21 protein-coding genes are annotated in these 22,725 nt (G+C 69.7%); 7 read left to right on the top strand and 14 right to left on the bottom strand.

Going from position 1 to position 22,725, the window contains the following annotated elements:
• Window positions 1-19: 19 nt before the first annotated feature.
• Window positions 20-922, bottom strand: a complete 903-nt coding sequence (locus AB0N66_RS24275) for an SGNH/GDSL hydrolase family protein (protein ID WP_365438692.1) — start codon at window positions 920-922, stop codon at window positions 20-22.
• 220 nt (window positions 923-1,142) lie between these two features.
• On the opposite strand from AB0N66_RS24275, the gene AB0N66_RS24270 reads away from it, so the two are divergent.
• Window positions 1,143-1,637: a DUF3145 domain-containing protein gene (locus tag AB0N66_RS24270; RefSeq protein ID WP_266826886.1), complete on the top strand. Its 495-nt coding sequence runs from the start codon at window positions 1,143-1,145 to the stop codon at window positions 1,635-1,637.
• 146 nt (window positions 1,638-1,783) lie between these two features.
• On the opposite strand, the gene AB0N66_RS24265 is transcribed toward AB0N66_RS24270, so the two are convergent.
• The 5 genes from AB0N66_RS24265 to AB0N66_RS24245 form a co-directional block, all read right to left on the bottom strand.
• Window positions 1,784-3,055: a beta-ketoacyl-[acyl-carrier-protein] synthase family protein gene (locus AB0N66_RS24265; protein ID WP_365438690.1), complete on the bottom strand. Its 1,272-nt coding sequence runs from the start codon at window positions 3,053-3,055 to the stop codon at window positions 1,784-1,786.
• Window positions 3,056-3,159: 104 nt separating this feature from the next.
• The gene (locus AB0N66_RS24260) at window positions 3,160-3,408 is read right to left on the bottom strand and encodes an acyl carrier protein (RefSeq protein ID WP_365438688.1); all 249 of its coding nucleotides are present in this window, start codon (window positions 3,406-3,408) and stop codon (window positions 3,160-3,162) included.
• 71 nt (window positions 3,409-3,479) lie between these two features.
• Window positions 3,480-4,514, bottom strand: coding sequence for a ketoacyl-ACP synthase III (locus tag AB0N66_RS24255; RefSeq protein ID WP_365438686.1), 1,035 nt, complete (start codon window positions 4,512-4,514; stop codon window positions 3,480-3,482).
• 16 nt (window positions 4,515-4,530) lie between these two features.
• Window positions 4,531-5,445, bottom strand: coding sequence for an ACP S-malonyltransferase (locus AB0N66_RS24250; RefSeq protein ID WP_365438684.1), 915 nt, complete (start codon window positions 5,443-5,445; stop codon window positions 4,531-4,533).
• 89 nt (window positions 5,446-5,534) lie between these two features.
• Complete coding sequence (locus AB0N66_RS24245) at window positions 5,535-6,740, bottom strand: helix-turn-helix domain-containing protein (RefSeq protein WP_365438682.1); 1,206 nt, start codon at window positions 6,738-6,740, stop codon at window positions 5,535-5,537.
• Between the two features lie 94 nt (window positions 6,741-6,834).
• On the opposite strand from AB0N66_RS24245, the gene AB0N66_RS24240 reads away from it, so the two are divergent.
• Window positions 6,835-7,488 (top strand): pirin family protein, encoded by a 654-nt coding sequence (locus tag AB0N66_RS24240; protein ID WP_365439048.1) that lies wholly within the window; start codon window positions 6,835-6,837, stop codon window positions 7,486-7,488.
• Window positions 7,489-7,539: 51 nt separating this feature from the next.
• Here AB0N66_RS24240 and AB0N66_RS24235 read toward each other — a convergent pair whose 3' ends face one another.
• The 3 genes from AB0N66_RS24235 to AB0N66_RS24225 all read right to left on the bottom strand — a co-directional run bounded on the left by AB0N66_RS24235 (window position 7,540) and on the right by AB0N66_RS24225 (window position 10,793).
• Window positions 7,540-9,354 (bottom strand): protein kinase, encoded by a 1,815-nt coding sequence (locus AB0N66_RS24235; protein ID WP_365438680.1) that lies wholly within the window; start codon window positions 9,352-9,354, stop codon window positions 7,540-7,542.
• Window positions 9,355-9,466: 112 nt separating this feature from the next.
• Window positions 9,467-10,303, bottom strand: coding sequence for a serine hydrolase domain-containing protein (locus AB0N66_RS24230; RefSeq protein ID WP_365438678.1), 837 nt, complete (start codon window positions 10,301-10,303; stop codon window positions 9,467-9,469).
• Window positions 10,304-10,322: 19 nt separating this feature from the next.
• Window positions 10,323-10,793, bottom strand: a complete 471-nt coding sequence (locus tag AB0N66_RS24225) for a GNAT family N-acetyltransferase (protein ID WP_365438676.1) — start codon at window positions 10,791-10,793, stop codon at window positions 10,323-10,325.
• Between the two features lie 95 nt (window positions 10,794-10,888).
• Between AB0N66_RS24225 and AB0N66_RS24220 the strand changes: the two genes are divergently transcribed.
• A complete protein-coding gene (locus AB0N66_RS24220) occupies window positions 10,889-11,371 on the top strand; it encodes a MerR family transcriptional regulator (RefSeq protein WP_365438674.1) in 483 nt (160 codons plus the stop codon).
• Window positions 11,371-12,387 (top strand): aldo/keto reductase, encoded by a 1,017-nt coding sequence (locus tag AB0N66_RS24215; protein ID WP_365438672.1) that lies wholly within the window; start codon window positions 11,371-11,373, stop codon window positions 12,385-12,387. Before AB0N66_RS24220 ends, AB0N66_RS24215 begins: the two co-directional genes overlap by 1 nt.
• A 256-nt stretch (window positions 12,388-12,643) precedes the next feature.
• Here the strand turns inward: AB0N66_RS24215 and AB0N66_RS24210 are convergent, their stop codons facing one another.
• From AB0N66_RS24210 to AB0N66_RS24200, 3 genes are all read right to left on the bottom strand, one after another.
• Window positions 12,644-13,513 (bottom strand): DUF4429 domain-containing protein, encoded by an 870-nt coding sequence (locus AB0N66_RS24210; protein ID WP_365439046.1) that lies wholly within the window; start codon window positions 13,511-13,513, stop codon window positions 12,644-12,646.
• A 67-nt stretch (window positions 13,514-13,580) separates the two neighbouring features.
• Window positions 13,581-14,789, bottom strand: a complete 1,209-nt coding sequence (locus AB0N66_RS24205; RefSeq protein ID WP_365438670.1) for an alpha/beta hydrolase — start codon at window positions 14,787-14,789, stop codon at window positions 13,581-13,583.
• 214 nt (window positions 14,790-15,003) lie between these two features.
• Window positions 15,004-15,663, bottom strand: coding sequence for a TetR family transcriptional regulator (locus AB0N66_RS24200; RefSeq protein WP_365438668.1), 660 nt, complete (start codon window positions 15,661-15,663; stop codon window positions 15,004-15,006).
• A 146-nt stretch (window positions 15,664-15,809) separates the two neighbouring features.
• Between AB0N66_RS24200 and AB0N66_RS24195 the strand changes: the two genes are divergently transcribed.
• Both AB0N66_RS24195 and AB0N66_RS24190 read left to right on the top strand, forming a co-directional pair.
• On the top strand, window positions 15,810-17,429 hold the full coding sequence (locus tag AB0N66_RS24195; RefSeq protein ID WP_365438666.1) for an MFS transporter: 1,620 nt from the start codon (window positions 15,810-15,812) through the stop codon (window positions 17,427-17,429).
• Between the two features lie 277 nt (window positions 17,430-17,706).
• The gene (locus tag AB0N66_RS24190; protein ID WP_365438664.1) at window positions 17,707-18,015 is read left to right on the top strand and encodes a small hydrophobic protein; all 309 of its coding nucleotides are present in this window, start codon (window positions 17,707-17,709) and stop codon (window positions 18,013-18,015) included.
• Between the two features lie 54 nt (window positions 18,016-18,069).
• Here the strand turns inward: AB0N66_RS24190 and AB0N66_RS24185 are convergent, their stop codons facing one another.
• Together AB0N66_RS24185 and aceE are read right to left on the bottom strand one after the other, a co-directional pair.
• Complete coding sequence (locus tag AB0N66_RS24185) at window positions 18,070-18,867, bottom strand: potassium channel family protein (protein WP_365438662.1); 798 nt, start codon at window positions 18,865-18,867, stop codon at window positions 18,070-18,072.
• Window positions 18,868-18,962: 95 nt separating this feature from the next.
• Window positions 18,963-21,695 carry a pyruvate dehydrogenase (acetyl-transferring), homodimeric type gene (gene aceE / locus AB0N66_RS24180; RefSeq protein WP_365438660.1) on the bottom strand — a complete coding sequence of 911 codons (2,733 nt, stop codon included), beginning with the start codon at window positions 21,693-21,695 and terminating at the stop codon, window positions 18,963-18,965.
• 470 nt (window positions 21,696-22,165) lie between these two features.
• On the opposite strand from aceE, the gene AB0N66_RS24175 reads away from it, so the two are divergent.
• The gene (locus tag AB0N66_RS24175) at window positions 22,166-22,606 is read left to right on the top strand and encodes a DUF3052 domain-containing protein (RefSeq protein ID WP_365438658.1); all 441 of its coding nucleotides are present in this window, start codon (window positions 22,166-22,168) and stop codon (window positions 22,604-22,606) included.
• The last annotated feature ends 119 nt before the right edge of the window (window positions 22,607-22,725 follow it).

The following is a 22,725-nucleotide window of genomic DNA, read 5'->3' as shown; positions in this document are numbered from 1 at the left end:
CACCGTCCCGATCGAGCTCCTACGCCACCGGCTTCTTCGCCGTCACCACGCGATAGGCCATCTCCGCGAGCTGCGCCTGCCCGTTCTTGCTCGGGTGGAACCAGTCCCAGTGGCTCAGCTGATCGGTCCCGAATCGGTAGTCGAAGACCGCGCCGCCGTCGAAGCGGCAGTACTTGTCCTTGGCGCAGACCTCCTTCAGGACCTCGTTGTACGCCTCCACCCGGTCCTGCACCGTGTCGCGCCGCAGCGTCGCCGCCGCGGTGAGGGAGTCCGCGTCCTCCAGCATCGAGGGGCAGATGCCCAGCTTCCAGATCTGCTTGCCGACCGGGTTGCTGCGGCCCTCGGACCAGAGCCGCTTCAGGTCCGGCACGCTCGACACGTACACCTGGGTCTTGGGCAGCGTGGCGCGCAGCGTGCCGAGCGCGTCCTCGAAGTCGGCCTGGAACTCGGCGACGGACGTCATCGCCGAGACGGACGCGCGGCAGGCGTCGTTGGCGCCCGCCATCACCGCCACCAGCTCCGGCTTCTCCGTGACGGCCTGCGCCATCTGCCCGGGCAGATCCGCCATCCGCGCCCCGGTCACCGCGTAGTTCCAACTGTGCTCCGCCGCCCCGGCCGTCCCCAGCAGCCGTACGGCGAGACTGTTGACCTCCTTGTCGCTGCCGGTCGCCCAGGACGCCTCGGGGCAGTCCGACAGCACGGTGCACGCGTCGAAGCCGCGCGTGATGGAGTCGCCGATCGCGGCCACGGACTCAGGGCTGCGGTCCCAGGCGGGCGTGGGCTTCGGGGACGGCCGTCCATTGGCCGTGGTGCCTTCCGGCGCCGAGGAGTTGCCACCGGTGGCGTCGCAACCGGCAATGCCCAGCAGGGCCGCCGCCACGACGGCGAGGACGGCCCGCGAACGGTGGCTACGGTTTCGCATCCACTGGTCCCCTCGTTCGTTGTGCAGGGTCGGTCGCTACCCCGACGGACACGGTCGGTCAACACCGCGTCCCCTTGGGTGAAACCTCAATGTTTCTGCGCGCTGGGACCGACGGTACGTCACACTCCTTGCGCCGCCGCACGGTAGCCTCGCCACGTGGCCGCCCCGCCACTGCCGTCCCGCTAAGTTACAAGATGCGTCGCTCTGTCCGGAGGCCCCAGTGACGACACGTGGAGTTCTCTACGTGCACTCCGCGCCCCGCGCGCTGTGCCCGCACGTCGAGTGGGCCGTCGCCGGAGTGCTCGGCACGCGCGTCAACCTCGACTGGATCCGGCAGCCCGCCTCGCCGGGCACCTGGAGATCAGAGTTCTCCTGGAAGGGCGAGGTCTCCGCCGCCTCCAAGCTCGCCTCCGCGCTGCGCGGCTGGCAGATGCTGCGCTTCGAGGTCACCGCCGAGCCGTGCCCGACGGCTGAGGGCGAGCGCTACAGCTGCACCCCCGAACTGGGCATCTACCACGCCGTCACCGGAATCCACGGCGACATCCTGATCCCCGAGGACCGCCTGCGCGCCGCGCTCCTGCGCTCCCAGCGGGGCGAGACCGACCTGGAAGCCGAACTCGCCAAGCTGCTCGGCAAGCCCTGGGACGACGAGCTGGAACCTTTCCGGTACGCGGGCGAGGGCGCCCCGGTGCGCTGGCTCCACCAGGTCGTCTGAGCCAATAAGCGCCCTGTGCTGGAGCGCCCCGTCAGGGGCGCGGGGAACTGCGCGACCAGCCCCCACCGGCCGGCAGCCGACGAAACGACATGTGGCCCGAACCCCTCCGAGGGGTTCGGGCCACACGCCGTTCAGGTCAGAACAGCTCAGACCGTTCGGAAGGCGAGCACCACGTTGTGCCCACCGAACCCGAACGAGTCGTTCAGCGCGGCGATCCGCCCCTCGACGGGCAGCTTCCGCGCCTCCCCCCGCACGACATCGGCGTTGGCCGCGGCCTCGGGGTCGAGGTTGTCGACGTTGATGGTCGGCGGAGCCACCCGGTGGTACAGGGCGAGCACCGAGGCGACCGACTCCACGCCGCCCGCGCCACCGAGGAGGTGACCGGTCATCGACTTGGTGCCGGAGACCGCCATGTGGTCGGCGTCGTTGCCGAAGACCTTGCGCAGCGCCTTCAGCTCGGCGACATCGCCGGCCGGCGTCGAGGTGGCGTGCGCGTTCACATGCACGATCTCGGCCGGGTCCAGGTCGGTGCTGTCGAGCAGGTTCTGCAGTGCGTGCGCGATGCCGCGGCCCTCGGGCTCCGGCTGCACGATGTCGTGGCCGTCGGAGGAGATGCCCTGGCCGACCGCCTCCGCGTAGACGCGGACACCGCGCTTGGCGGCGTGCTCGGCCGATTCCAGGACCAGGACGCCCGCGCCCTCACCGAGGACGAAGCCGTCGCGCGCGACGTCGTAGGGGCGCGAGGCGCCCTGCGGGTCGTCGTTGTTCTTGGACATCGCCATCATGTTGCCGAACGCGGCGATGGGCAGCGGGTGGATGGCCGCCTCCGTACCACCGGCGACGACGACGTCGGCGCGGCCGGTACGGATCATCTCGATCGCGTAGCCGATGGCCTCGGCGCCTGACGCGCAGGCGGAGACCGGGGTGTGCACACCGGCGCGGGCGCCGACAGCGAGGCCCACGTTGGCGGACGGACCGTTCGGCATCAGCATCGGGACGGTGTGCGGGGAGACGCGGCGTACGCCCTTCTCCTTCAGCACGTCGTACTGGTCGAGGAGGGTGGTGACGCCGCCGATGCCGGAGGCGATGACCGCGCCGAGCCGGTCGGGGTCGACGTTCTTGTCCTCGCCCGCCTTGTCGGTGAAACCGGCGTCGGCCCACGCCTCCTTGGCCGCGATCAGCGCGAACTGCGCCGAGCGGTCCAGACGGCGGGCCTGCGGGCGCGGGATGACCTCGCTCGGTTCCACGGCGATCTGCGCCGCGATACGGACCGCCTGCTCGGCGGCCCAGTCCTGCTCCAGGGCGCGGACACCGGAACGTCCGGCGACCAGGCCCTCCCAGGTTGAGGCTGCGTCGCCACCCAGCGGTGTGGTTGCGCCGATACCGGTGACGACCACGGTGCGATTGGTCGGGCTCACGGGAATTCTTTCTCCAACGGATACGAGGATTCAGCGGCGCCACCGCCGGGTGGCGGGGCAGTCAGCCCAGGGATCGGGCAGTCAGCCCAAGTTGATCGGGAGGATCAGCCCTGGTTCTTGAGGATGTAGTTCGTCGCGTCGCCGACGGTCTTGAGGTTCTTGACGTCGTCGTCCGGGATCTTGACGTCGAAGCGCTCTTCGGCGGCGACGACGACCTCGACCATGGACAGCGAGTCGACGTCCAGGTCGTCGGTGAAGGACTTGTCCAGCTGGACGTCCTCGGTGGGGATCCCGGCGATCTCGTTAACGATCTCGGCGAGACCTTCGACGATCTCTTCCTGAGTGGCGGCCATGTCAGGCGCTCCTTCGGTATGTATCCAGAGGGTGTGGCGGTACTCCGGCCGGAGAGATCCGGACGGTGTGCCTAGGGGAGGGTAACGACCGTGGCGGCGTACACGAGACCCGCCCCGAAGCCGATGACGAGCGCGATGTCGCCGCTCTTCGCCTCGCCGGTCGCCAGAAGCCGCTCCATCGCGAGCGGAATCGAGGCGGCCGACGTGTTGCCGGTGGTGCGTACGTCGCGGGCGACCGTGACGTGCTCCGGCAGTTTCAGTGTCTTCACCATCGAGTCGATGATCCGCTCGTTGGCCTGGTGGGGAATGAAGACGTCCAGGTCGGCCGAGGTGATCCCGGCCGCGTCCAGCGCCTGTTGAGCGACCTTCGCCATCTCGAACACGGCCCAGCGGAACACCGCCTGGCCCTCCTGCGTGATGGCGGGGAACTTGACCTCGCCCTTGGAGTCGAGCGGCAGCTTGGCCCCGTCGCCGCCGCGGAACAACTCGTCCCACGGCACGGTCTGCTTGATCGTGCCGGCCTTGTCGCCTTCGCTGCCCCAGATCGTCGGGCCGATGTGCGGCTCGTCGGAGGGACCCACGACGATCGCTCCCGCGCCGTCACCGAACAGGAAGGCCGTCGCGCGGTCCTCCAGGTCGGTGAGGTCGGAGAGACGCTCGACTCCGATGACAAGGACGTACTCCGCGGAGCCCTCGACGACGATGCCCTTGGCGAGGGTCAGGCCATAGCCGAAGCCCGCGCAGCCGGCCGAGATGTCGAAGGCGGCGGCCTTGTTCGTGCCGAGTTTGTCGGCGATCTCGGTGGCGACGGCGGGGGTCTGGCTGAAGTGCGACACGGTGGAGACGACGACCGCGCCGATCTGCTCGACGCTGATCCCGGCGTCGGCGATCGCCTTGCCGGACGCCTCGATGGACATCGCGGCGACGGTCTCCTCGTCGTTCGCCCAGTGCCGGGTCTCGATGCCGGAGCGCGAACGGATCCACTCGTCGGACGAGTCGATCGTCTCGAGGATCACCTCGTTGGGCACGACCCGGACGGGGCGGTAGCCGCCCACGCCGAGGATGCGCGCGTACGGGGCGCCCTTGCTGGGCTTGATCTTCGACATGCTCTCAAGCTCCTTGTCAGGCACTGTGCTCGGCGATGAGCTCGCGAGCCGCGTCGAGGTCGTCGGGGGTCTTCAGCGCCAGCGTCTTCACACCGGGCAGGGCGCGCTTGGCCAGGCCGGTCAGGGTGCCGCCGGGGCATACCTCAAGCAGTGCGGTCACGCCGAGCTCCTTGAAGGTCTCCATGCACAGGTCCCAGCGGACCGGGTGGGCGACCTGGCCGACCAGCCGGGCGACGACCTCGTCGCCGGTGGCCACGGCCTTGCCGTCCTTGTTCGAGACGTATGTGAGCTTCGGGTCCGCCGGAGCCAGCTCCTCGGCGGCCTTGGCCAGCGCGTCGACGGCGGGCGCCATGTGCTGCGTGTGGAAGGCACCGGCGACCTTCAGCGCGATGACCTTACGTACGCCCTCGGGCTTGTTCTCGGCGAGTTCGGCGAGCTGCTCCAGCGTGCCGGCCGCCACGATCTGGCCCGCGCCGTTCACGTTCGCCGCCGTCAGGCCGAGCTTCTCCAGGTGCACAACCGTCGTCTCGGGGTCGCCGCCCAGCAGCGCGGACATCCCGGTCCGGGTGATGGCGGCGGCCTCGGCCATCGCCAGGCCCCGCTTGCGTACGAGCTGGAGCGCGGCCGTGTCGTCCAGCACTCCCGCGAACGCGGCGGCGGTGATCTCACCGACGCTGTGGCCCGCGACGGCACCCGGGGTCACCTCGCCCAGCGCGGCCGCGGACAACAGTCCGGCCGCGACGAGCAGCGGCTGCGCCACGGCCGTGTCGCGGATCGCGTCCGCGTCGGCCTGGGTGCCGTAGTGGGCAAGGTCGAGCCCGATGGCGTCCGACCAGCCGGCGAGGCGGTCAGCCGCGCCGGGGAGGTCGAGCCAAGGAGTGAGGAAGCCAGGCGTCTGGGCGCCCTGGCCGGGAGCGACGAGTACGAGCACTCTCACACTCTCTCTTGTGGACGGCCACAACCGCCCGTGGGGACAGGGACGAAGAACACGAAGGGGAATTGTAGGGCCCCGACAAAAGCCTAGGTTTGTGGATCTCCTCCGGCCAAACGCCCGAGGATCAGCGCGATGCGCAGCGTGAACGCGGAGCGTACATCCGAGGGCGACCAACCGGTGACGTCAGTCACACGTCGGAGCCGGTAGCGCACGGTGTTGGGGTGGACGAAGAGCATCCGGGCCGCGCCCTCGAGACTGCTCGCCTGTTCCAGATAGACCGCGAGTGTCTCCAGGAGTGCGGAGCCGGCCTCCTCCAGCGGTCTGTAGATCTCCTCCACCAGCTGGTCGCGGGCGGCGGGGTCACCGGCGATCGAGCGCTCCGGCAGCAGATCGTCCGCGAGCACCGGCCGCGGCGCGTCCTGCCAGGCGAAACACGCCTTCAGCCCGGCGGCGGCGGCCTGCGCGGAGCGGGTCGCGGCAAGCAGGTCGGGCACGATGGGCCCCGCGACGACGGCCCCGGCCGCATACGGCCCGATCAGCGACTTGGCGACGGCGAGCGGGTTGTCGCTCCCACCGGCGATGACGACCAGCCGGTCCCCGAGCACCCCCGTCAGTACCTGGAGCTTGGCGTGCCGGGCGGCCCGCCGGATCGCCTCGACCGTCAGCTCACTGTCACCGTCGGGCGCCGTACCCAGCACCACGCAGACATGTTCGGGTGAGTTCCAGCCCAGCGCCGAGGCCCGGCTGACGGCGCCCTCGTCGGCCTCGCCGGACAGCACGGCGTTCACCACGAGCGATTCGAGGCGGGCGTCCCAGGCCCCCCGAGCCTCCGCCGCCTGGGCATACACCTGGGCGGTCGCGAAGGCGATCTCGCGGGCGTAGACGAGGAGCGCCTCACGGAGCACGGACTCGTCGCCCGGCGCCGCGACCTCGTCGATCGCGCTCTCCATCACCTCGATCGTCGTACGCACCATCTCGACGGTCTGACGCAGGGTGATCGCCCTGGTCAGTTCGCGTGGCGCGGTCCCGAACACATCGGTGGAGATGGCCTGCGGAGCGTCCGGACGCCGGAACCACTCGGTGAAGGCGGCGATTCCGGCCTGGGCGACCAGACCGATCCAGGAACGGTTCTCCGGGGGCATGGCCCGGTACCACGGCAGCGTCTCGTCCATCCGCGCGATGGCCTGCGCGGCGAGACTCCCGGACGACTTCTCCAGCCGCTTCAGGGTCGCCGCATGCGCGCGGGCGTCGAGCGGTGGGCGTGCGGTGTTGCTGGTTTCGGGTTCGGGCACGGAACAAGACTGCCTTATCCGGACGGAGGTGTGCGGCGGCGGGTCGCGAGTAAGCGCCGGGAGAGTGCGGGGGCGAGGCTACGGTGGGGCTGTGATGGATGTCCGCCGCGCCGACGAGCGCTACAGCGGAGGGGACCCGGCGACCGGGATCTCCTCGCTCCACGCCTTCTCCTTCGGCCCGCACTACGAGCCGGACAACCTCCGCTTCGGCGCGGTGATCGCCTGCAACGAGGAGTGGCTCGCCCCCGGCGCCGGCTTCGACGAGCACCCGCACAGCCACACCGAGATCGTCACCTGGGTGGTCGAGGGCGAGCTGACCCACCGCGACTCCACCGGCCACGAGTCGGTGGTCCGCCCCGGCGACGTGCAGCGCCTGAGCGCCGGGGGCGGCGTCCGCCACGTGGAGCGCAACGACGGCACGGAGCCGCTCATCTTCGTCCAGATGTGGCTGGCCCCGCTGGAGCCCGGCGGCGAGCCCGCCTACGAGATCGTCCACGGCATCGCGGACTCCACCCCGTACGCCGTCCCGGAGGCGGGCGCCATGCTCCACGTACGCCGCCTGACAGCGGGGGAGCGGACGGCGATTCCGGACGCGGCCTATGCGTACGTCCATGTCGTACGCGGCGAAGTGCGCCTGGACGGCGAGGAGTTGGGCCCCGGCGACGCGGCCCGTATCACCGACGCGAAGGACCTGGAGGCGGTGGCGGGGTCTCCGGCGGAGGTGCTGGTGTGGGAGATGACGGGATGACGGGGAGCCCGGCCTTCGGACGACCGGGCTCCGCCATGGGGACGACGAGGCTCAGCCGGATGTGGGCTCCTCCGCGTTCCGCCACACCGTGATGTCCACCGAGACGTAGTCGCTGGGGTCGCCGCTCGGGGCCGAGCCCTGGAAGGTCACCAGACCGATGTGGCCGGACGCGGTGTGGACGCACATCTGGGTGCCCTTGGAGAGCTGGCCGAGGGTGACGGTCTCCGCGTACCGGGTCTCGGCACGGCAGGTCTTGAGGGAGCCCTTCACCGAGTTGTTCAGCAGGACGATTTTGTCGCTGCTGCTGCCCACGTGCTTCTCGGTGATCTGGAGGCTGTCCACGTAGTAGTAGAAGTCCCCGTCGTCCTCGTACGGACCATCGCCGTCGACCGGCTTGGGCGGCGAGTCGGCGAAGCGCACGTAGTAGCCGCCGGGGATGTTGATGCCCTTGTAGGTGGCCGGCTTGGGGTCGGGGAGCGCCTCGGAGCTGTTGGAGTCCGAACTTCCGCTGGTACCGGAGGTGGAGCTCGTGCCGGCGTTGTCGGAGGAGCTGTCCTTCGTGTCGTCCATGTTGCCGAGGAGCGAGACGCAGCCGCCGACCATCACCACGAGCACCCCCGCGATGATCGCGAGGACCTTGCCCGCATTGCTCTTGGGCGGCGGGAGGGGCCGAGCGTGCGGGTACGGGTACGGCTGGGCCTGCGGGTGCGGCTGCCAGGTCTGCGGCGGCGAGTACGGCGCCGTCGGGTGCGTGGGGTGCGTCTGGTGCGCGGGTTGCTGTACGTACGGCGGCGGGGTGGGCGGAGGCGTCGGAACGTGGGCCGCGTGCACCGTGTGCGCGGCCGGGTCGACGCCCGGAGCGCTCAGCTGGGTGACCGGAGCGGTGGGCGGAGGCACCGCGTCGGCAGGAGCGGCCGGTGTCGCGGTGGCGTCGGCGCGGGCCGCAAGGAGCTCGGCCGACGCCGAGACCCGCCGGGTGATCTGCTCGCCGATCGGGTCCGGCAGCCAGGATCCGGACTGGCGCAGCGGGGTGGGCGAGGCCTCCTGGCACAGGGCGATGACGTCGGCCGGTGAGGGCCGGTCGGCCGGGTCCTTGGCCAGCAGGCGCGTGATGAACCGGAGTTCGTCCGGGAGGCCGGTGAGGTCCGGCTCCTCGTGGACGATGCGGTACAGCACGGCGTGCGAGGGCCCGTCCCCGTACGCGGAGCTGCCCCGGGCCGCGTACGCGGCGACCTGGCCGAGGGCGAAGATGTCCGACGCGGGGGACAGCTCACCCCGCCCCGAGGCCTGCTCCGGCGACATGAAGGCCGGGGTGCCGATGGAGACACCGGTGTTGGTCAGCGCGGTGGCGTCGGCGGCGCGGGCGATGCCGAAGTCGATGACCCGGGGGCCGTCGGCGGCGAGCAGCACGTTCGAGGGTTTCAGGTCCCGGTGGACGATGCCCGCGCCGTGGATGACCGACAGCGCCTCCGCGACCCCCGCGACCAGCAGCAGGACTGTCGGCACCGGCAGCGGGCCGTGCTCGGTGACCGCCGAGGCCAGCGAGGGGCCGGGTACGTATGCGGTGGCCAGCCAGGGCTGGGTGCTGCTCTCGGTGTCGTGGTCCAGGACCGGCGCGGTGTAGAGGCCCTGGACGCGCTGGGCGGCCTGGACCTCCTGCTTGAACCTGCGGCGGAACTCGGGGTCCTCGCTCAGCTCCGGCCGGATCGTCTTCAGCGCGATCGGGTGGCCGCCCGGCGTGTACGTCAGGTACACCGTGCCCATGCCGCCCGAGCCGAGCCGTGCCGCGAGCCGGTAGCTCGCCACGACCGTCGGGTCGCCGGCCTCCAACGGGCGGAAATGTCCGCCCGGTTGTGTCTCGCCCATCGTTTCTCCCCCGAAAGCTGTGAGGCATGTGTGCAGGGGGAGGCTAGCCGAACGGATCAGCCACCGTCTCAGGGGGAGCTTCAACCGCCGCTTCGTTCACCACTTCTTGACGTCAGCTTCTTGACGTCAGCTCTTTGACGTCGGCGAGCACCGCGTCCGTGAACGGCGGCCACGCCTCGACGGCCCACGGCCCGAACGCCCGGTCGGTGAGGGCCACGCAGGCCACCCCCGCGACGGGGTCGATCCACAGGAACGTACCGGACTGCCCGAAGTGCCCGAAGGTCCGCGGCGAGGACGAACTTCCCGTCCAGTGGGGCGACTTGGAGTCGCGGATCTCGAAGCCGAGCCCCCAGTCGTTGGGGTTCTGGTGCCCGTACCCCGGCAGGACGCCCTTCGTACCGGGGAACTGGACGGTCATCACCTCGGCGACCGTACGAGGGTCGAGGAGCCGCGGAGCCTGGACCTCGGCGGCGAAGCGGACCAGGTCGTCCACCGTCGAGACTCCGTCCTTCGCGGGCGACCCGTCGAGCGTGGTCGACCCCATCCCCAGCGGATCCAGCACCGCCTGCCGCAGATACTCCCCGAACGGAATGTCCGTCGCCTTGGCAATGTGCTCCCCGAGCACCTCGAACCCGGCGTTGGAGTACAGCCGCCGCTCCCCGGGCGCGGACGTCACCCGGTGCTGGTCGAAGGCGAGTCCGGAGGTGTGCGCGAGGAGATGACGGACGGTCGAGCCCGTGGGCCCGGCGGGTTCGTCGAGCTCGATCGCGCCTTCCTCGTACGCGACGAGAGCGGCGTACGCGGCAAGCGGCTTGGTCACCGAAGCGAGCGGGAAGGGCCGCGCACCGGGCCCATGGCTCCCGAGCACCGCGCCGTCCGCGCGGACGACGGCCGCCGCGGCGGTGGGAACGGGCCAGTTCTCGATCAACGCGAGGCTCTGCAAGGACATGCGTACGAGCCTAAGCGGCTCAGAGCTGGAGCCGCATCGAGGGGTCCGGCTTGCGCACGAAACCGAGCGAGGCATACAGCGGCTCGCCCTCGGTGGTGGCGTTGAGGTCGACTGTCATGACGCCCCGTTCACGGAACCAGCCGAGGATCGTCTCCAAGCTCGCGCGGGCGTAGCCGCGGCGCCGCGCGTCCGGATCGGTGGCGACGCTGAAGACGTATCCGATCGCGCCCTGCGGATCGCCCGCGTGCCCGATGCGGTAGTCGATCGTCCCGGCGACGAGTGCCGCCAGCGTGCCGGGCCGGTCCGGATGGTCGATGACGAAGGCCGCGAAGTCCCCGTCGGGGTCGGCGAGCCTGCCCCGTACGGTGGGGAGTGATTCGGCGTGCCAGGTACCGGGCGAATCGGGGCCGAAGACCGAGTCGAGCATCACCTGGCGCAGGCGCAGTACTTCCTCGGCGTCCTCGGGCAGGGCACGGCGTACAAGAGTCATGATCGGCAACGTAGACACCGCGAGCGGGCGACGTCACCGGATTTTATTGGCTTCCGCTTGCTTGGAGTGCACTCCAAGGTTTTAGCGTGGAGGTCATGACGGTGATGGAGACCACGGCCGAGGCCGCCGAGACCGGTACAAGTCCCGATGTCTGTGTCGCGCCCCCTGAGCGGCAGCTGCGGCGCCCGGACGGTCAGGACAACTACACGATCAGCGAGGTCGTCGCCTACACCGGCCTGACTGCGCACACCCTGCGCTGGTACGAGCGGATCGGGCTGATGCCGCACATCGACCGCTCGCACACCGGGCAGCGCCGCTACACCAACCGCGACCTGGACTGGCTGGGCCTCGTCGGCAAGCTGCGGCTCACCGGTATGCCGGTCGCCGACATGGTGCGGTACGCGGAGCTGGTGCGCGCGGGCGACCACACCTACATCGAGCGCTACGAGCTCCTGGAAGCGACCCGCAGGGACGTGCGGTCCCGGATCGCCGAGCTCCAGGACACCCTCGCGGTGCTCGACCGCAAAATCACTTTCTACGCGGACGCCGGGCGTGCCCTGGCGTCGGAGAGGTCCTGATGACGGACAGCAAGATCGCGAAGGCGGAGCTCGGTACCGGCGGCCCCGAGGTCGGGGTGCAGGGGCTGGGCTGCATGGGCATGAGCTTCGCGTACGGGCCTGCCGACGCCGACGAGTCGAGGGCCACCCTGGAGCGGGCGCTGGAGATCGGCGTCACGCTCTTCGACACCGCGGACTCGTACGGGCAGGGTGAGAACGAGAAGTTCCTCTCCCCGTTCTTCAAGGCGCACCGCGACGAACTCGTCATCGCGACGAAGTTCGCCATGACGATCCCGCCGGACGACCCGACCAAGCGGATCATCCGCAACGACGCGCCGTACATCCGGCAGGCCGTCGAGGCGAGCCTGCGAAGGCTGGACGTCGACGTGATCGACCTCTACTACATGCACCGGCGTGACGTGAACGTCCCGATCGAGGAGACCGTCGGGACCATGGCCGAGCTGGTGCGCGAGGGCAAGGTCAAGCATCTCGGGCTGAGCGAGGTGACGGGCGGGGAGCTGCGTGCGGCGCAGGGCGTGCATCCGATCGCCGCCGTGCAGTCGGAGTGGTCGCTGTTCAGCCGTGACATCGAGGCGGGCGTGGTTCCGGTGGCGCGTGAGCTGGGCGTGGCGCTCGTGCCGTACTCGCCGCTCGGGCGTGGGTTCCTCACGGGGTCCTTCGCGGACGCCGAGAAGGAGCTGGGGGCGGATGACTTCCGGCGTCGGCAGCCCCGCTTCAACGGTGCCAACGCGGCTGTCAACGCCGCGCTCCTGGAGCCGGTGCGCGCTGTCGCGGACGCCCATGGTGCCTCGCTCGGCCAGGTCGCGCTGGCCTGGGCCCAGCAGCGGGCCGCCGTGTACGGGCTCGTCGTCGTGCCGATTCCGGGCACCACCAAGGCGAAGCGCGTCGAGGAGAACACGGCCGCGACCCGGATCGTCCTCAGCGAGGCCGAGCTCGGCCTCCTGGAGCCCATCGCGGCAAAGGTCGCGGGCGACCGCTACGCCGACATGAACTTCACGTCGGCGGGCCGGGAGTAGCGGGCTGGGGCAAGGCTTCTTTCGCCCCCTCCGCCCCAACCCATTCCCGTCCCCAGGGGGCTCTGCCCCCTGGACCCCCGCTCCTCAAACGCCGGAGAGGCTGAATCTTTCCCCGGCCGGCGCTAGAGGTTTTCAGCCCGTCCGGCGTTTGAGGACGAGCGCGTTCAGCGCGATACGGGGGTCTGGAGGCGGAGCCCCCAGGAACAAGGGACGGGTAGGGGCGGAGGGGGCGAATCCAACTCCCCGCCCCCCTCGGTCACAGCTCCGCCAGCAGCTCCGCCTTCTTCGTCGAGAACTCCTCGTCCGTGACGAGGCCGGCGTCGCGGAGCTCGCCGAGGTGCCGGATCCGCTCGGCGATGTCGGCGGGGTCCCGCCGGGACGCGGGAGGGGCGAGGGCCGGTACAGGCGCCCCGCCGGAGCCACGTATCGCAGCCAGTACAGCCGCCGCGAACGGCAACGACTCATGCACCGGCCCGTACCCGAGCCCGAACACGACCGCCGCCGGATCCTGGTCGGCCTGCACGGGCTGAGCAACGGCCGGCTCGCGCCGCAGCAGCCGCAGATGCCCCTCGAAGACCTCGGGCGAGCGCCATTCGACGCCGCTGAGCCCGGCGACGGGGAAGGTCTGGTCGCCTGCCTTCCACTTCGCCGACGAGGCCCCCGTCCAGAACCACCGGAAGGACACCGACCTGCCGTCGAAGGACGCCTTGCCGTCGTACGCCTTGAAGTGCAGCGGCGCCTCGGGCGGTCCGACGAGATACCGCTCGGCGGGTTCGTCGTCCTTCGTGAGCTGCGAGCGCAGTTCGTCCGCGTAGTACTCGGCGAGCGTCTCGCGCTCGGCGGGCAGCACGAGCCGGTAAGGGTCGCACCCCTCCTTGAGCTGTCCCGCCGCCGCCTCGATCAGCGGATCGGCTCCCGGTCTGGGAACCGCGCGCAGCACGACCGTGCCGCGCTTCCCGGGCGTCAGTGTCACCGCCGCGATCGCGTCGAGCGGGATACGACGTTCGCCGAGCGCCTGGAACAGCTTCGGCGTGCGGATTCCCCGTTCGAAGCGGATGAGCACGGAGTCGGACTCGAACTCCCAGGCGGCATGAAATCCGGCCAGTACGTCACCCATGCGGGCCATCGTATGCGGCACACAGGCTCGCGTCGCCACCCTTGGCGGACCGCGGTTCCTCTCGCTTCTACGCGCGTCAGGCTGACGACCCGCCGGACAGTCCCGTCCGGCACGCGTCATCCGTGTGCGCGCAGTCCACCGAGCCGTACGCGCCGATGCCGATCTCCGCGAAGTTGTGGAGGCTGTCGGTGCCCGGTTCGAAGTAGCCGGTGTGGCCATTCGCGTCCCGCGCGGACAGGACCCGCGCCCCGAACCCCGACGACACCGGGTCGGCGCCGTGTCCGAGCCCACCGACCTCCAGATGCGGTACGTCCTGGATCCAGTCGTCGGAGTCGCGCATCGCCCAGACCTGGGCCGTGGTGTGCAGTCCGCCGACCGTGTCGGCCCGCATGCCGGGGCTGCCCGCGACCGCTATGTCGGAGACCCGTGAGGGCAGCTCCCGGGCGGCGACCCCGCACAGCACGGAGCCGTAGCTGTGGCAGTACAGCGCGACCGACGAGCTCCCCGGCAGCGCCCGCACCAGCGCGTTCAGCCGGACCGCGCCCTCCTCGGCGCGCATCGCGGTGGCCGAGTCGATGCCGAGCCCGCTGGGCGCGGTGTAGTCGGCCCAGGCGATCACGGCGGTAGCCGTCGTGGGGCTTGCCTCGTGCTCGGCCGAGTACAGGGAGTGCGCCATGCCGACGGGCGCGGTGTACTTCTTGACCGTGCGCTGGAAGGTGAGCAGGTTCGTGTCGACGCCGGGCACCACGACCGAGACGCGCTCGGCCGTGTCCAGGTTTCCGAAGACCTCGGCGATCCGGCCCGACCCCATCGGGTCGAAGGCAAGGATCTTGCGGCCCTTTTCGAGCAGCGCCTCGTAGCGGTGCATCCGGCGACCCGCCTCGTGCTGTCCGAGCGGCGAGAGCCGGGTGTCGTGCATGCGCTTGAGCTCGACCTTGCGCTGCTTGTCCAGGGCGAGGCGGTTCGCCTGGTAGCGCAGGGTCACGGGCGCCCCGTTCATGTTGCCGACCGCGAGCGGGTAGCGGTGGACGAGACGGTCGCGCTGACCGGCGTCGAGCGAGGCGAAGAAGCGGGCCAGGACGCTCGGCGCGGAGTCGGTGTCCGGGAGCGCGTGTCCGGCGAGGCTGCCGTGCTCCCACGAGGAGCGCGAGGACTCGAGGGCCGAGGACCCCCGATGGCTGTGAATCGCGGTCCAGCCACTGGTGGCCAGCATCACGAACACCACGGCCAGCGCGAGCAGTGCGCGCCAGACGTTCAGTTGGGGGGATGCGTCGAAGGAAGTCACTGGGAGGACACACTAGGAGAACAAACGGGTCTCGCGTTAACCGAGTGAGCCGGATCACGTTTCTGGTGGGGTGATTGGGGCAAAGTGGGTTCAGTTTGAGTTAAATACTCACGCTGAGTGAGAGAAGTCGGGATCCTGTGGGCTCGGAGTGACTCTGCGTGCAGGGTGGGCGGTGTTCAGTTCGCCGGTCGAACATCTCTCCGTACGGCAGGAGTTATTCCGTACGCCATGTCTCGGCCAATGCGGGCCCCACCTGGTCGAGATATGAGGCGGTCAGTTCGCGGATCGCCTCGACGCTGATGTCCTCGCCCCGGCCCCACAGGCGGCCCGTCACGCGCATCACTCCGCTGAACACGGCGACCGCGACGCGCGGGCGTGGGTCCGCGTCCATGTCGAGCCCCTCTCGCTCGGCGATCACCCGTGCGATCTCCTCCTCCAGCTCCGCGGAACGGCGCAGATGGACGGCGAGCAGCGCGGGCGTCGACTCGATCAACTGAAAGGTGCGCATGTGCAGTTCGATCGGGATGACGGCCTCGATCGCCTCGCCGATGGTGTCCCAGCTCTCCAGGACGGAGCGCCGCAGGGCCTCCAAAGGGGCTTCGTGGGGCGGGCGTTCGCGTACGGCGGCGAGGAAGCGCGACTCCGTGAGCCGCTGGGTGAAGAGGGCGACTTCCTCCTTGCCCGCGAAGTAGCGGAAGAAGGTGCGCTGCGAGACGTCGACGGCCTCGGTGATCTCGTCGACGGTCGTCCGTTCGTACCCCTGGGTGGTGAACAGTTCGAGGGCGGCGCGCAGGAGCGCGTCCCGGGTGCGCTGTTTCTTGAGCTCGCGCAGCCCTGGTCGTGGCGCCGGGCCGATCCGGTCCGCCGTGTCCATGCTCCCTCTCCTCTGGTCCCTCGCCTCCGGACCGTTTGTACCTTGTGAACCTTCTGCCCGGTTCAGGGTATCCGCGAGCGACATGACAGTTACCGACTTGTGAATTGGTTTGTCAACTGTCAGCGGCTGACACTAGCCTCGAAAACATGACTAGTCAGACCACCGTCGACGCGACGGGCCCGGCCGACAAGGCCCCGGGACCCGTCTCCGGGCCGACACCGACCTCGGGGCTGCGCGGCCACCCGTGGTTCACCCTCTTCACCGTCGCCGTCGGCGTCATGATGGTCGCCCTGGACGGCACCATCGTGGCCATCGCCAACCCGGCCATCCAGAAGGACCTCGGCGCGAGCTTCGCCGACGTCCAGTGGATCACCAACGGCTACTTCCTCGCGCTCGCGGTCACCCTGATCACCGCGGGCAAGCTCGGCGACCGGTTCGGTCACCGGCAGACCTTCCTCATCGGCGTGATCGGCTTCGCCGCGGCCTCCGGGGCCATCGGGTTCTCCAGCAGCATCGCCCTGGTGGTCACCTTCCGTGTCCTGCAGGGTCTGTTCGGCGCGCTGCTCATGCCGGCCGCGCTCGGTCTGCTGCGGGCCACCTTCCCGGCCGAGAAGCTGAACATGGCGATCGGCATCTGGGGCATGGTCATCGGCGCGTCCACCGCGGGCGGCCCGATCCTCGGCGGTCTGCTGGTCCAGCACGTCAGCTGGCAGTCGGTGTTCTTCATCAACGTGCCGGTCGGCGTCATCGCGCTGGTCGGCGGCGCGCTGATCCTGACCGACCACCGCGCGGCGAACGCCCCCCGTTCCTTCGACGTCCTCGGCATAGCCCTGCTGTCCACCGCCATGTTCTGCCTGGTCTGGGCCCTCATCAAGGCCCCGACCTGGGGCTGGGGCGACGGCCTGACCTGGGCCTTCCTGGGCGCCTCGGTGCTCTGCTTCGGGCTCTTCGCCTTCTGGGAGAAGCGGGTGAAGGAACCGCTGATCCCCTTGGGGCTGTTCCGCTCCGTGCCGCTGTCGGCGGGCGTGGTCCTCATGGTCCTGATGGCCATCGCCTTCCTGGGCGGCCTGTTCTTCGTCACCTTCTACCTGCAGAACGTGCACGGGATGAGCCCGGTCGACGCGGGCCTGCACCTTCTCCCGCTGACCGGGATGATGATCGTGGCCTCCCCGCTGGCCGGCGCCATGATCACCAAGACCGGCCCGCGCATCCCGCTCGCCGGCGGTATGGCCCTCACCGCGATCTCCATGTACGGCATGTCCACGCTGGACACGAACACCGGCAGCTTCGTCATGTCGCTCTGGTTCGCCGGTCTCGGCTTCGGTCTCGCTCCGGTCATGGTCGGTGCCACCGAGGTCATCGTGGGCAACGCGCCGATGGAGCTCTCCGGTGTCGCCGGTGGTCTCCAGCAGGCCGCGATGCAGATCGGCGGCAGCCTCGGTACGGCGGTACTCGGCGCCGTGATGGCCTCCAAGGTCGACGGCGACCTCGCGGGCAACTGGGCCGACGCCAAACTGCCCCCGCTCACCCCGGAGCAACTGGACGCGGCCTCCGAGGCGGTCCAGGTCGGCGCCGCGCCGGTCACCCCGGACACGCCCGCCTCCCTCGCCGCGCAGATCACGGACGTCGCCCACGACACCTTCATCTCCGGCATGAGCCTGGCCTGCCTGGTCGCGTCCGGGGTCGCCGTCGTGGCGGTCTTCGTCGCACTGCTCACCAAGCGGGGCGCCAACGCGGAGGCGGGCGCCGGCGCCGGCCACATCTAGGACCTGTTCCTGTCCAGGGCCTGTCCAAGGCCTGTCCCCAGGCCCGTTCCAGGGGCCGTTTCCCCTATCAGGGTGACAACGCTAAAGATCCCTCGCACCCGGCACGCGCCGCACGTCACAGTGGGTCAAGTCCTCCGTACGGCCTGGGGGGACGACCGGACTTGCGGCGCGCTGCCGGAGGGGGGCAGCGCGCCGCCAGGTCTTAAGCCGGGATACGGGGGTACCCGCATATCGACCCGAACCGACCGAGCTTCACCGGGAGTTCAGGAGTTGATGGATGATGGCGGGCTTTGAGCACGGCACGCGCAAGTACCCCCGTTCACGTAGCCGTACGAGGTCACGGACCGGGCCGGATCGCGCGACGCTGGGCACCGTGGGACTCATCTGCGCGATCGCCGGCTTCTTCGTGCTGGGGATCATCCTCGGCCCGGTGGCGATCGTCTGCGGCTGGCTCGCCATGGGCCGCAGTTGGGCCGGAGCCCGCCCCATCCCGGCCGTCGTCGCGCTGGTTCTGGGCGCGATCGACACCCTGCTGGCCATCATGTGGCTGGCCGGAACGGCAGGCCCGGGTACCGGACTGCTCTGACCGCGGCCCAGGACGACGGCGCGCACCGACTCGCATTACGCACACGGCCGTTGACTAGAGCGAGTGCTCCTCCGCCGCACCCGGCACCGGGTGCGGCACCGCCGTGAAGGGCGTGCCTTCGGGCGCCGTACCCCGCGACAGCGCCGCCACCTCCGCCCGCAGGGCGCGTACCTCCTCCGTGAGGGCGGTGATCGCGGCCGTCTGCCGGCGTTCCTCGACGTCGTCCATCTCGAAGCGGGAGATGAACCAGGCGGCGATGTTGGCGGTGACGACACCCAGCAGGGCGATGCCGGAGAGCATCAGACCGACCGCGAGTACGCGGCCCAGACCGGTGGTCGGGGCGTGGTCCCCGTACCCCACCGTCGTCATCGTCGTGAACGACCACCACACCGCGTCGCCCAGCGTCTTGATGTTCCCGTTCGGCGACTCCCGCTCCACGGAGAGGACCGCGAGCGAGCCGAACATCAACAGGCCCACCACCGAGCCCGCGACGTACGTCGTGAGCTGTATCTGTGAGGCGATCCGGGCCCGTTGCCCGGCCAGCAGCAGTGTGGAGACGAGCCGCAGCAGCCGCATCGGCTGGACCAGCGGCAGCACCACCGCGATCAGGTCCAGCCAGTGCGTCCGTACGAACTCCTTGCGCCGCTCGGCGAGTATCAGCCGCGCGGCGTAGTCCGCCGCGAACGCGCCCCACACCACCCACTCCACCGCCGTGCACACGGACGCCACGTCGTGACCCGCGGCGGGCCACACGATCGGCACGGCGTAGGCGACGGCGAACGCCAGGGCGAACCCCAGCAGCGGCCGCTGCGTGCGCCGCTCCCAGCGGACTTGTGCCGACTGCTCCTTCATGCCCGCATCGTAAGTAATAAGAAGAGAGCGAAAGGGGCGGCGGGGCCCGTGGCCCCACCGCCCCTCAGGAGACGTACGAACAGGAGACGTACGAACTACGCGTCGCCGCCCGCGGCCCCCGGGTCGGCCGCCTGCACGTCGAGCAGCTGGTAGCGGTCGATCGCCTGCTTCAGCAAGGACCGGTCGACCTTGCCGTCGCGCGCCAGCTCGGTCAGCACCGCGACCACGATCGACTGCGCGTCGATGTGGAAGAAGCGCCGGGCCGCCCCACGCGTGTCCGCGAAGCCGAAACCGTCGGCGCCCAGGGACTGGTAGGTCCCCGGCACCCAGCGGGAGATCTGGTCGGGGACGGACCGCATCCAGTCGGAGACGGCGACGAACGGACCCTCGGCCCCGGACAGCTTCTGCGTCACGTACGGGACGCGCTGCTCCTCCTCGGGGTGCAGCAGATTGTGCCGCTCCACCTCGACGGCCTCGCGCCGCAGCTCGTTCCAGGAGGTCGCCGACCAGACGTCCGCCTTCACGTTCCAGTCGGCGGCCAGGATCCGCTGCGCCTCGACCGCCCACGGCACCGCGACACCGGAGGCCATGATCTGCGCGGGGATGGTGCCCTGATCACCGGACTTGAGGCGGTAGATGCCCTTCAGAATGCCGTCCACGTCCACGCTCTCCGGTTCTGCCGGATGCTGGATCGGCTCGTTGTAGACGGTCAGGTAGTAGAAGACGTCCTCGCTGTCGGGGCCGTACATCCGGCGCAGCCCGTCCTTGACGATGTACGCGATCTCGTACCCGTACGCCGGGTCGTACGCGACACACCCCGGGTTCGTCGAGGCGAGCAGCTGGGAGTGGCCGTCCGCGTGCTGGAGACCCTCACCGGTCAGAGTCGTACGACCGGCGGTCGCACCCAGTACGAAACCGCGCGCCAACTGGTCGGCCATCTGCCAGAACTGGTCGCCGGTGCGCTGGAAACCGAACATCGAGTAGAAGACGTAGACGGGGATCAGCGGCTCGCCGTGGGTGGCGTACGCCGAACCCGCGGCGATCAGCGAGGCTGTACAGCCCGCCTCCGAGATGCCGTCGTGCAGCATCTGGCCCGTCGGCGACTCCTTGTACGCGAGCAGCAGATCGCGGTCCACGGACTCGTACTGCTGGCCGAGCGGGTTGTAGATCTTCGCGCTCGGGAAGAACGAGTCCATGCCGAAGGTGCGGTATTCGTCGGGCGCGATCAGCACGAACCGCCTGCCGATCTCCTTGTCCCGCATGAGGTCCTTGAGCAGTCGGACGAACGCCATGGTCGTGGCGATCGACTGCTGACCCGAGCCCTTCTTCACACTCGCGTACGTCTTGTCCTCGGGGAGCACGAGAGGCTTAGACCGCACGACGCGGGTCGGGACGTACCCGCCCAGGCTCTTGCGGCGGTCGTGCATGTACTGGATCTCTTCCGAGTCGCGGCCCGGGTGGTAGTACGGCGGCGCGCCGCCCTCCAACTGCTGGTCGGTGATCGGGATGTGCAGCCGGTCGCGGAAGCCCTTGAGGTCCGCGGTCGTCAGCTTCTTCATCTGGTGGGTCGCGTTGCGTCCCTCGAAGTTCGGGCCGAGCGTCCACCCCTTGACGGTCTGCGCAAGGACCACCGTCGGCTGGCCCTTGTGCGCCTTGGCCGCCGCGAAGGCCGCGTACACCTTGTTGTGGTCGTGACCGCCGCGCCCCAGGTGCAGGATCTGGTCGTCCGTCATGTTCTCGACCATCGCGCGCAGCCGGTGGTCGTGCCCGAAGAAGTGCTCGCGGATGTACGCGCCGGTCTCGGTGGCGTACGTCTGGAACTGGCCGTCCGGCGTGGTGTTCAGCTGGTTGACCAGTACGCCGTCGCGGTCCTGTGCGAGCAGCGGGTCCCAGGTGCGGTCCCAGACCAGCTTGATGACGTTCCAGCCGGCGCCCCGGAACTGCGACTCCAGCTCCTGGATGATCTTGCCGTTGCCGCGCACCGGGCCGTCGAGCCGCTGGAGGTTGCAGTTGACGACGAAGGTCAGGTTGTCCAGGCCCTCGCGCGCCGCGATCGACAGCTGGCCGAGCGACTCCGGCTCGTCCATCTCGCCGTCGCCGAGGAACGCCCAGACGTGCGACTTGGAGGTGTCCGCGATCTCGCGCGCCTCCATGTAGCGGTTCATCCGCGCCTGGAAGATCGCGCCGAGCGGGCCGAGGCCCATGGAGACGGTCGGAAACTCCCAGAAGTCCGGCATCAGCCGCGGGTGCGGGTACGAGGACAGCCCGTACGGCGCCTTCGACTTCTCCTGCCGGAACGCGTCGAGCTGCTGCTCGCTCAGCCGGTCCAGGAGGAACGCGCGGGCGTAGATGCCCGGCGAGGCGTGCCCCTGGAAGAAGATCTGGTCGCCGCCGTCGCCCTCGTCCTTGCCGCGGAAGAAGTGGTTGAAGCCCACGTCGTACAGCGAGGCGGAGGACGCGAAGGTGGCGATGTGACCGCCGACGCCGATACCCGGGCGCTGGGCCCTGGACACCATCACCGCCGCGTTCCAGCGGGTCGCGTTGAGGACCTTGCGCTCGATCTCCTCGTTGCCGGGGAAGAACGGCTCGTCCTTGGTGGCGATCGTGTTGACGTAGTCCGTGCTGCGCATCTCGGGCACGGCCACGCGCTTCTCGCGGGCCCGTTCGATCAGCCGCAGCATCAGATAGCGGGCACGCTCACGGCCGCGCTCGTCGACGGCGGCGTCGAGGGAGTCGAGCCACTCCTGAGTCTCCTCAGGGTCGAAGTCCGGGACCTGGCTGGGAAGGCCGCCAATGATGATCGGGTTGCGATCGGATCCGGAAGCCACGCTGTTCCTTCGCTGTCAGAGGGCTGTCAGATGGGGCTGTACTTCGCTGTGTTCATACCGTTCCCCATCGTGTACCCGGTGAACGGAATCGTCACCTCTACTGGGAGGTAACCGGGACGTTCTCGCAGTACGTTGGGACGTGCCCGGCCAAAACGCAACGATACGCTCAGTCCATGACGCGTTCCGCAAAGTCGTTCGGGTCTCGTACCCTTCAAGGGTCGTGAAATTCGCAAACCGGACAGAAGGGTGTGGTGCGCGTCACCAGGTGTCGCGATTCCGTGCCTGGAGTTGCGTCGACACCGCCAGGATCGTCACCGTTTCGGCGGTCTCGACGGCCGGGTACTTGCGCGATCCGCCCCGTCCGTGTGGACTACGGCCAATGCTTCGCGCACGCGCGTGGCCAGAAGACTCCCCAGGCTCCGACAAAGCCGGGGGAGACCCCAACCAGAAACATGATCAGGAGGCAACCCGTGAGCGCGACCGCGGACCACGCGGAGGAGAGGACGAACCCTGCCGCAAGGCTGGGGTTCCAGCCCGAGCAGGTGGTCCAGGAGATCGGCTACGACGACGACGTCGACCAGGAGCTCCGCGAGGCCATTGAGGAAGTCATCGGCAGCGAGCTCGTGGACGAGGATTACGACGACGTCGCCGATGCCGTGGTGCTGTGGTTCCGCGACGAGGACGGCGACCTGACCGACGTACTGGTGGATGCCACCACGTACATCGAAGAGGGCGGCGCGATCCTCCTGCTGACGCCGAAGACCGGCCGTGACGGCTACGTGGAGCCGAGCGACATCGCCGAAGCGGCGACGACTGCGGGTCTGTCGGCGACCAAGAGCGCCAGCGTGGGCAAGGACTGGAGCGGCAGCCGGCTGGCCACCCCGAAGGGGGCCAAGTCCGGCAAGCGCTGATACTCCGCCGGGCCGATCCGGGCAACCACTCCGGAGGCTTCCGCCCCCGGGCTCCCGGGCATGCGGCCTGAACGGCCTCGTCATAAAACGCCGGACCGGGCTGAGACTCTCAGCCCGGT

Source organism: Streptomyces sp. NPDC093544, assembly GCF_040683495.1.
Classification (GTDB): Bacteria; Actinomycetota; Actinomycetes; order Streptomycetales; family Streptomycetaceae; genus Streptomyces.
This window is presented reverse-complemented; position numbering and strand designations above follow the sequence as displayed.

Excerpts from the sequence above, each read along its gene's own strand:
- AB0N66_RS24275 (WP_365438692.1), bottom strand. The coding sequence starts at position 922 with ATGCGAAACCGTAGCCACCGTTCGCGGGCCGTCCTCGCCGTCGTGGCG.
- AB0N66_RS24260 (WP_365438688.1), bottom strand. The coding sequence starts at position 3,408 with ATGGCCGCCACTCAGGAAGAGATCGTCGAAGGTCTCGCCGAGATCGTT.
- AB0N66_RS24255 (WP_365438686.1), bottom strand. The coding sequence starts at position 4,514 with ATGTCGAAGATCAAGCCCAGCAAGGGCGCCCCGTACGCGCGCATCCTC.
- AB0N66_RS24240 (WP_365439048.1), top strand. The coding sequence starts at position 6,835 with ATGGATGTCCGCCGCGCCGACGAGCGCTACAGCGGAGGGGACCCGGCG.
- AB0N66_RS24235 (WP_365438680.1), bottom strand. The coding sequence starts at position 9,354 with ATGGGCGAGACACAACCGGGCGGACATTTCCGCCCGTTGGAGGCCGGC.
- AB0N66_RS24230 (WP_365438678.1), bottom strand. The coding sequence starts at position 10,303 with ATGTCCTTGCAGAGCCTCGCGTTGATCGAGAACTGGCCCGTTCCCACC.
- AB0N66_RS24225 (WP_365438676.1), bottom strand. The coding sequence starts at position 10,793 with ATGACTCTTGTACGCCGTGCCCTGCCCGAGGACGCCGAGGAAGTACTG.
- AB0N66_RS24220 (WP_365438674.1), top strand. The coding sequence starts at position 10,889 with ATGACGGTGATGGAGACCACGGCCGAGGCCGCCGAGACCGGTACAAGT.
- AB0N66_RS24215 (WP_365438672.1), top strand. The coding sequence starts at position 11,371 with ATGACGGACAGCAAGATCGCGAAGGCGGAGCTCGGTACCGGCGGCCCC.
- AB0N66_RS24210 (WP_365439046.1), bottom strand. The coding sequence starts at position 13,513 with ATGGCCCGCATGGGTGACGTACTGGCCGGATTTCATGCCGCCTGGGAG.
- AB0N66_RS24200 (WP_365438668.1), bottom strand. The coding sequence starts at position 15,663 with ATGGACACGGCGGACCGGATCGGCCCGGCGCCACGACCAGGGCTGCGC.
- AB0N66_RS24195 (WP_365438666.1), top strand. The coding sequence starts at position 15,810 with ATGACTAGTCAGACCACCGTCGACGCGACGGGCCCGGCCGACAAGGCC.
- AB0N66_RS24190 (WP_365438664.1), top strand. The coding sequence starts at position 17,707 with ATGATGGCGGGCTTTGAGCACGGCACGCGCAAGTACCCCCGTTCACGT.
- AB0N66_RS24185 (WP_365438662.1), bottom strand. The coding sequence starts at position 18,867 with ATGAAGGAGCAGTCGGCACAAGTCCGCTGGGAGCGGCGCACGCAGCGG.